Source organism: Sulfuricurvum sp. (assembly GCF_049587615.1).
Classification (GTDB): domain Bacteria; phylum Campylobacterota; class Campylobacteria; order Campylobacterales; family Sulfurimonadaceae; genus Sulfuricurvum.
This window is the reverse complement of record NZ_JBAVEF010000043.1, coordinates 25558-33064: the sequence shown is the minus strand read 5'-3', so window position 1 is coordinate 33064 and position 7507 is coordinate 25558. Positions and strand designations below refer to the sequence as shown.

4 protein-coding genes and 1 pseudogene are annotated in these 7507 nt (G+C 43.7%); 3 read left to right on the top strand and 2 right to left on the bottom strand.

Translation table 11 applies throughout. From position 1 onward, the window contains the following. The 3 genes and pseudogenes from WB308_RS07545 to WB308_RS07535 all read left to right on the top strand — a co-directional run. Window positions 1-730: pseudogene (locus WB308_RS07545) on the top strand (phosphohydrolase); the annotation flags it as partial. 2 nt (window positions 731-732) lie between these two features. Beyond that, the gene (glmS, locus tag WB308_RS07540) at window positions 733-2547 is read left to right on the top strand and encodes a glutamine--fructose-6-phosphate transaminase (isomerizing) (RefSeq protein ID WP_424190528.1); all 1815 of its coding nucleotides are present in this window, start codon (window positions 733-735) and stop codon (window positions 2545-2547) included. A 91-nt stretch (window positions 2548-2638) separates the two neighbouring features. After that, entirely contained in the window at window positions 2639-4480 is a 1842-nt protein-coding gene (locus tag WB308_RS07535) for a diguanylate cyclase (RefSeq protein WP_424190526.1), read from the top strand. 340 nt (window positions 4481-4820) lie between these two features. Here the strand turns inward: WB308_RS07535 and WB308_RS07530 are convergent, their stop codons facing one another. Then, a complete protein-coding gene (locus WB308_RS07530; protein ID WP_424190524.1) occupies window positions 4821-5990 on the bottom strand; it encodes a P-loop NTPase in 1170 nt (389 codons plus the stop codon). Window positions 5991-6092: 102 nt separating this feature from the next. Beyond that, complete coding sequence (gene thiC / locus WB308_RS07525; RefSeq protein ID WP_424190522.1) at window positions 6093-7469, bottom strand: phosphomethylpyrimidine synthase ThiC; 1377 nt, start codon at window positions 7467-7469, stop codon at window positions 6093-6095. Window positions 7470-7507 lie beyond the last annotated feature (38 nt).

Below are 7507 nucleotides of genomic sequence, written 5' to 3'. Positions count from 1 at the left end.
ACTTTACGAAGCATCCCTCGAAATCGCTTCCCAAAACGATCGTATTACCGATGCCATTAAACGCGAAAATAAAGAAAAACGGCTTATTCATGATCCTGATTTTACCCAGCTCCATAAAAGTGAGCAGAAAAAAATCCTCTCCATCGAATCGAATCTCTTCTTTTTCAAACATACGCCGAGTGAGATTATCAACCTCTCCAAAGAAGCATTTGAGTGCCAAACCTTCACCTATCAGCTCAATATCGACGGTGGTCTGATAATCCATATTTTCCGAAAAATCCCTCTCAACTTGGGATACCTTTTGGGTAAACTCAGTTATTTGGACGTCGCATCCATGGATATTTTCACCCTCTTTGATGGGATCAAATACTTTAAAATTGAGTTCTTGCAACGCCCTCGCGAGGGGACCATGGAGCAAATCGAAATCATTGTCGAAGAGGCCTTTGATATGTCCAAAAAGCTCATTCTTCCTAAGCCGATCATCAAGCCCAGTGAAATCACCCTCGATTGTGACCACTCCATTCACTATGCACAGCTTAATCTCAATACAACAAACCAGCGGGGGCTTTTAGCCTATTTTGTACAATGTTTCGATGAAGCACAAATCAATATCGCAACGGCAAAAATTCATACCAATAAAAATATGGCACGTGACCACTTCTTAATCGAAAAACAAAATAGAATGTGCGATAATGCGCGCGAAATAATCAGTAAATTAGTAGAGGTGTAATTATGTGCGGTATTGTTGGATATATTGGAGTCAAACCTGTTAAACAAATATTGATCGACGGGCTCCGTGAACTCGAATATCGCGGTTACGACTCTGCGGGAATCGCCGTGTTACAGCAAGGGAGTTTTTCCCTTTTCAAAGCAGTTGGGAAACTCATCAACCTCGAAGAAAAAGCCAAAAATTTCGAAAGTACCGGTTTTGCTGTCGGTATCGGGCACACCCGCTGGGCAACGCACGGTAAACCCACGGAACTTAACGCCCATCCCCATTTAGGACAAAACTCTTACGTCGTACATAACGGTATTATTGAAAACTATCAAGAACTCAAGAGTATGCTGAATACCCAGGGGATACAGTTTTTGAGCCAAACCGATACAGAGGTTATTGTTCATCTTTTCGAACATCAACTCAAAACCGCAACATCTGCCTTTGAAGCATTTCAGCAAACCTTAGCACAACTCCACGGTGCATACGCTATCTTACTCGTCAATGCAGATGTTGAAGGGACAATTTTCTTTGCAAAACACGGCTCTCCGATGATCATCGGCCGCAATCATGAGGGAGAAACTCTTTTTGGCTCATCAGACGCAGCATTGATCGGTAAATGTCACGAAGTAATCTATCTCGAAGACGGACATTACGGTTATGCCTCCGCGGATGCACTGGCTTTGTTTGATGAGCATAACAATCCGGTACCCCTTCGCTTTACACCACTCTCCGAAAATAAACTCTCTGCTCAAAAAGAGGGGTATCGCTTTTTTATGGAAAAAGAGATTTATGAGCAAAGCACTGTTTTAGCCGATACGTTATTGGGGCGGTTACGTGATGAAAGTGTCTATTTTGAAGAATTAGAAAGCAGCTTGTTTGAGGGGATCAACGAAATCAAACTCTGTGCCTGCGGCACCAGCTACCATGCCGCATTGGTTGCCAGTTATCTCTTCGAACGTCACGCAAAAATAAAAACGTCAGTAGAAATCGCCAGTGAATTTCGTTACCGTGAACCATTTTTGACTTCGGATACCCTCTTTGTCGTTATCAGCCAAAGCGGTGAGACTGCCGACACGCTTGAAAGCCTCAAAATGGCCAAAAAATTCGGTTTAAAAACCATGGTTATTTGTAACGTCGATAACTCCTCAATGGTACGTCTCGCTGATGCGTCTATCCTTACCCGTGCCGGAATTGAAAAAGGGGTAGCATCGACCAAAGCATTTGCAACGCAAGTGTGTGTACTGTGGATGCTCAGCCTCTATCTTGGAGGAGAACGAAAAACACTTGAAACTTCTGAAATTCAGCGCCAAATAGGCTTACTCCGTGCACTTCCCGCAAGTGTTACCGTTGAGAATGCGCTGCATGAACAATTACGCCGCCTCTCAAAACGGTATCTTCACGGCCACGGCTTCTTTTTTATTGGACGCGATGTATTTTTCCCTCTCGCGCTTGAGGGCGCTTTGAAACTCAAAGAGATCACCTATCTTCATGCCGAAGGATATCCTAGCGGGGAAATGAAACATGGTCCGATTGCTCTCGCTGACCCGGAGCTCTTTACGATTGCCCTCCTCCCACAGCATAAGCTTTATGACAAAACCAAAAGCAATATTGAAGAACTCAGTGCACGCGACTCGACGATTTGTTCTATCAGTCCTCTCGATTTCGACAAAGCAGACGATCATATCCGTACAAAACATGCGGAAGACTATATGCTCGAATTTTTTGAAATGATGGTCGTTCTACAGCTCTTATCCATGGAAATTGCGATCCGTTTGGGCAACGACGTCGATATGCCCCGCAATCTTGCCAAAAGTGTTACGGTCGAGTAAGCCGTATCACTTTACTCAACATTCATCTATATTTAAAAATTATTTAGCTATTGTCATTACTTCCAAAAAATATCTTTATTAGGTAAAAAATATGAATACCAATCGGAAAATATTGTTTATTGTCGCTTTGATGTTAATCGGTCTTGCTATTGCCACTATCACAAACGTCGCTCTTAATTTTAGAGAATACGGGTACAACAACGCGATTGAAAAATCAAAAATGACTGCCGAAATTGTACGGGATGGCTTAACGGCTCATATGGTTAACGGGATAATGGATAAGCGGGAATTTTTTCTCTCTAATATTGCCAATATCAAAGACGTCCAAGCATTATGGATTGTCCGTTCCAATAATGTCATTTCCCAACATGGAGAAGGACTCCAAAATGAACATCCCCGAGACGCAATTGACGAAAAGGTTCTGAAAGAGGGGGTTATCGTTCGAGAAATTCGGGAAACCTCCGACAATGCCGTACTGCGCGTCACAATCCCTTACATTGCTTCAGCCTATGGCAGCCCGAATTGTCTCAGCTGTCATAATGCAAAGGAAGGGGATGTTTTAGGTGCCATCAGTATGGAATTCAATATCAATGATATTCGCCAAACCGGTGCCATGACCATTGCTAAGATCTTTGGTATCAATGTCCTCTTTTTAATCGTAGCCCTTTGGGTCACCAATCACTATTTTAAACCCTATATGAAACTTTTTGAAAATCTTCAGCAGGGGATCAAACGGGCCCGTACCGGTGATTTTTCATTCCGTTTTAAAACAACCCTTACAGATGCCGGAAGCGAAGTAGCCGAACAGATGAATACCCTTTTTGAAAAAATGGAAGAAACTTTTGGGGGAATCAAACAAAATCTTAATACCTTTGTTTCACGTTCCAATATCTCATGCTCTGACCCGTTAAGTAGTGCGGGAATGATCATTCAGGAACTCTCTCATGTCTACAAATTCAAAAAAACCATTGAACTGGACAGTACTAAAGAGGTTATTTATGATCGCTTCGTTTACGTTCTCAAAGAAAAATTCCATTTCACCCATTTTGCTTTGTATGAAGTTGAGAAGAACTCCAAAGAACGTAAACTGATTCACATCACCGACCACAAAAGTTTCTGTATGCCTGTCGCAGACAGTAATGCATTGGAATGCCGTGCATATCGCACCAACAGCGATATATACTCCACCGATTTTCCACATGTATGTCTTAATTGTGCTACTGATGACAAAGAATATACCTGTATTCCATTCAATATCAATGACGATCTAGCACTGATTCTCTCCTATTCAGCCAAAGATACGGAAACTATTGAAATGTTAAATCTCTCACTGCCCAGTATCAAAAACTATTTTGAAGCGGCTAAAGCGGTTATTGAAAGCCGAACCCTCATGGATAAGCTTCGAGACTCTTCACTTCGAGACGGAGCAACCCGTCTGTATAACCGCCGCTTCTTGGAAGAGTTTATTGATAAGAGTGCAGAGCAAGCACTACGTTCTCATACCTCTTATGCTGTATTAATGATTGATATCGATTTTTTCAAAATGGTCAACGATACGTATGGACACGATGCAGGAGACACCGTTATTAAAGCACTGGCAGAAATATTGCAGATAACTGTACGTAAAGCAGACCTGCCAATACGTTACGGAGGAGAAGAATTCCTGGTGTTACTTCATAACACAACACCAGAAGGGGCTGTCCAAGTTGGTGAAAAAATTCGAACCCGATTTAATGAGAAAAAATTTCAATTTGGAAGTGATGTTGTCCAAAAAACATTAAGTATAGGTATCGCAAACTTTCCATCTGATGCGGAATCTATCTGGAAAGTGATCAAATTTGCTGATTTAGCTCTGTATGAGGGAAAACATACGGGACGCAACCGTGTTATCCCATTCGAAGAGCGCATGTTCAACGGTGGCCCTGAATTTTAAATTCAGGTTGCTACTGTACCTCACTGCACTATTTCACCTTCTTTTACCAAGAATCTCACTTTATCTTACATAACCCTCTTCAAGATGGATCCCCGGGTCAAAACAAGGGTACCACTCGTGAAGTGATGTTTCCTTGAGCCCGGGAATGACAAAGTCCATCATATTCCGACAGTAGCAGGAATCCAGCTTTTTATGAGTAATAAGGTTATGGAAAAAGTCTATTAAAAAGGGAAATATTTTATTTTAAACGAGAACTCTGCAGGGAAAATTTGTTGTGAGAAGAGGATGTTAGAAATCCTCACCTAATCGTGAAGATTTCTATTTTACAATAAACCCGTTTTTAGTGACAGCCGCAGCCTGTACCGCAACTTCCACCTGCAGCAGCTTCCTGCTTTGGTGCAGCCGCCGTTGAACACGCAGAGACACCTGGAGGTGTATTTGGCTGAATCGCTTGATTATCGACACCGCCTTCAGCGTTAATTTTCTCAATAGTCGCCCACAAATCTTCAGCCGCTTTCATATAACGTTTTGCTGTTTCAGAGGTCGGTGCATAATAGGTCACCGGCTTGCCTTCATCTCCACCTGTGCGGATAGAAGGTTCAATCGGAATCTCAGCGAGAATACAAGTATCGAACTGATCCGCCATCATTTTTGAGGTCCCTTTTCCGAAAATATCATATTCTACACCGGTATCAGGGGCGATAAAGCCGCTCATATTTTCAACGACACCCGCAATCGGGATATGAAGTTTTTTAAACATGTCGAGACTTCGGCGTGAATCGTCCAAAGAAACCATTTGTGGTGTTGTAACCGTTACACCGACCGTTACCGGAACACTTTGTGCCAATGTAAGTTGTGCATCCCCTGTACCCGGAGGCATATCGATAACGAGACAATCCAGATCCGACCACATAATATCGCGTAAGAACTGCTCAATCGCTTTCATGATCATCGCACCGCGCCAAATAAGCGATTGCCCCTCTTCCATTAATGAACCCATTGACATCACTTCTACGCCATACGCTTTGAGCGGAAGAACTTTGTTTCCGACTACTTCAGGTTTTTGACCATCAAGACCCATCATACGCGGAATATTCGGACCATAAATATCGGCATCTAAAAGACCCACTTTCTTCCCTTGCATTGCAAGAGCAACAGCAAGATTAACGGACGTAGTCGATTTACCGACTCCCCCCTTGCCCGAACTTACCATAATGAAGTTTTTCACCTGAGGGGCGATGTTTTTCCCCTTTGATGAACTTTCACGCGGCATTTTAGGTGCCTGTACATTGATAACGACCTCTGCCGCACCCGCAAGTTTTAGCTCGTCGGTCGCTTCAGTCGTAATTTGGTGCGCTACTTCAGGAGCACTAGAAGTGATATCCACCGTCACGTGAACATTTTTGCCATCAATTTTAATTTCTTTAATAAATCCGAATGTCACGATATCTTTCGTGAAGCCTGGATACGTAACTTTTGATAACGCTGATTTTACAATTTCTTCTGTCATATTTATCTCCTTAATTTAGTATCAATAACATTCTCGTCATCCTCGGGCTTGACCCGGAGATCCATCTTCAAAAGCTGGATTCCCGCCTTCGCGGGAATGACACTAACTTGCGCTTTGTGTTTTTGCTTCTTCCGTAATCCACGCCAGCGATTCTGGATTATCCATAATCTGCTGCGTGATTTTATACGAACAAAATTTCGGTCCGCACATCGAACAAAATTCCGCGTCTTTGAATACATCTTGAGGCAAGGTTTCATCATGATATTCACGTGCCCGTTCAGGATCAAGTGCAAGCTCGAACTGACGGTTCCAATCAAACGCATATCGCGCATCGCTCATTGCATCATCGATATCTCGGGCACCTTTACGTCCACGAGCAATATCAGCAGCATGTGCTGCGATTTTGTAGGCGATAATTCCCGCACGGACATCTTCTGCATTCGGTAATCCCAAATGCTCTTTCGGTGTCACATAACAGAGCATTGACGCCCCATGCCATCCGCCGACCGCTGCACCGATAGCGGAACTGATATGATCATACCCTGCCGCGATGTCGGTAACGAGCGGTCCGAGAATATAAAACGGTGCCTCGTGACAATATTCACGCTGAATTTTCATATTCCGTTCGATCTGATTGAGAGGGACATGTCCCGGTCCTTCGATCATCACTTGAACGTTTTTCTCCCATGCACGTAGAGTGAGTTCACCGAGCACTTTGAGCTCACCGAGCTGTGCTTCATCGGACGCATCCGCCAAGCACCCCGGACGAAGTGAATCGCCCAATGAGAGAGAAACATCGTAGCGGGCACAAATATCGAGAATCTCATCGTATGCGGTGTAAAATGGATTCTCACGATGATAGTGCATCATCCATGCCGCCATTAGCGATCCGCCGCGGCTTACAATCCCCATTTTACGTTTTGCCACTTTTGGCATGGTTTCAAGTAAAAATCCCGCATGGATCGTAAAATAACTCACCCCTTGCTGTGCTTGGCGCTCTAGGACTTCGAGCATTACCTCGATACTCAAATCTTCGATTTTATTGTTCACATCATGCAAAATTTGATAGATGGGAACGGTACCGATCGGGATTTTCGAGTTGGCGATAACGGCTCGTCGTATTTCATCCAAATCTCCACCTGTCGAGAGGTCCATTGCCGTGTCCGCTTTATAATGCTGAGAGACTTGGATCTTTTCAATCTCCCCTTGTACATCAGACGCTATAGCAGATGAGCCGATATTCGCATTGATTTTGCACCGAGCGGCAATCCCAATCGCCATCGGCTCTAGATTTTTGTGGTTGATATTGGCAGGGATAATGAGACGTCCCCGTGCCACCTCGGAACGAACCAGTTCAGGATCGAGTTCCTCTACTTTGGCGACATACGCCATCTCTTCTGTAATAATACCTTGCTTGGCATAATACATCTGAGTGCGAACGGTGTCGTTTTGTCTGTTGGCGACCCATGCGGTTCTCATACTAAACTCCTTGATAATTTGCAAAAGCGTATTGGACT

Bases quoted from the DNA above. Each gene is read 5' to 3' on its own strand.
- glmS (WP_424190528.1), top strand. From the start codon at position 733: ATGTGCGGTATTGTTGGATATATTGGAGTCAAACCTGTTAAACAAATA.
- WB308_RS07535 (WP_424190526.1), top strand. From the start codon at position 2,639: ATGAATACCAATCGGAAAATATTGTTTATTGTCGCTTTGATGTTAATC.
- WB308_RS07530 (WP_424190524.1), bottom strand. From the start codon at position 5,990: ATGACAGAAGAAATTGTAAAATCAGCGTTATCAAAAGTTACGTATCCA.
- thiC (WP_424190522.1), bottom strand. From the start codon at position 7,469: ATGAGAACCGCATGGGTCGCCAACAGACAAAACGACACCGTTCGCACT.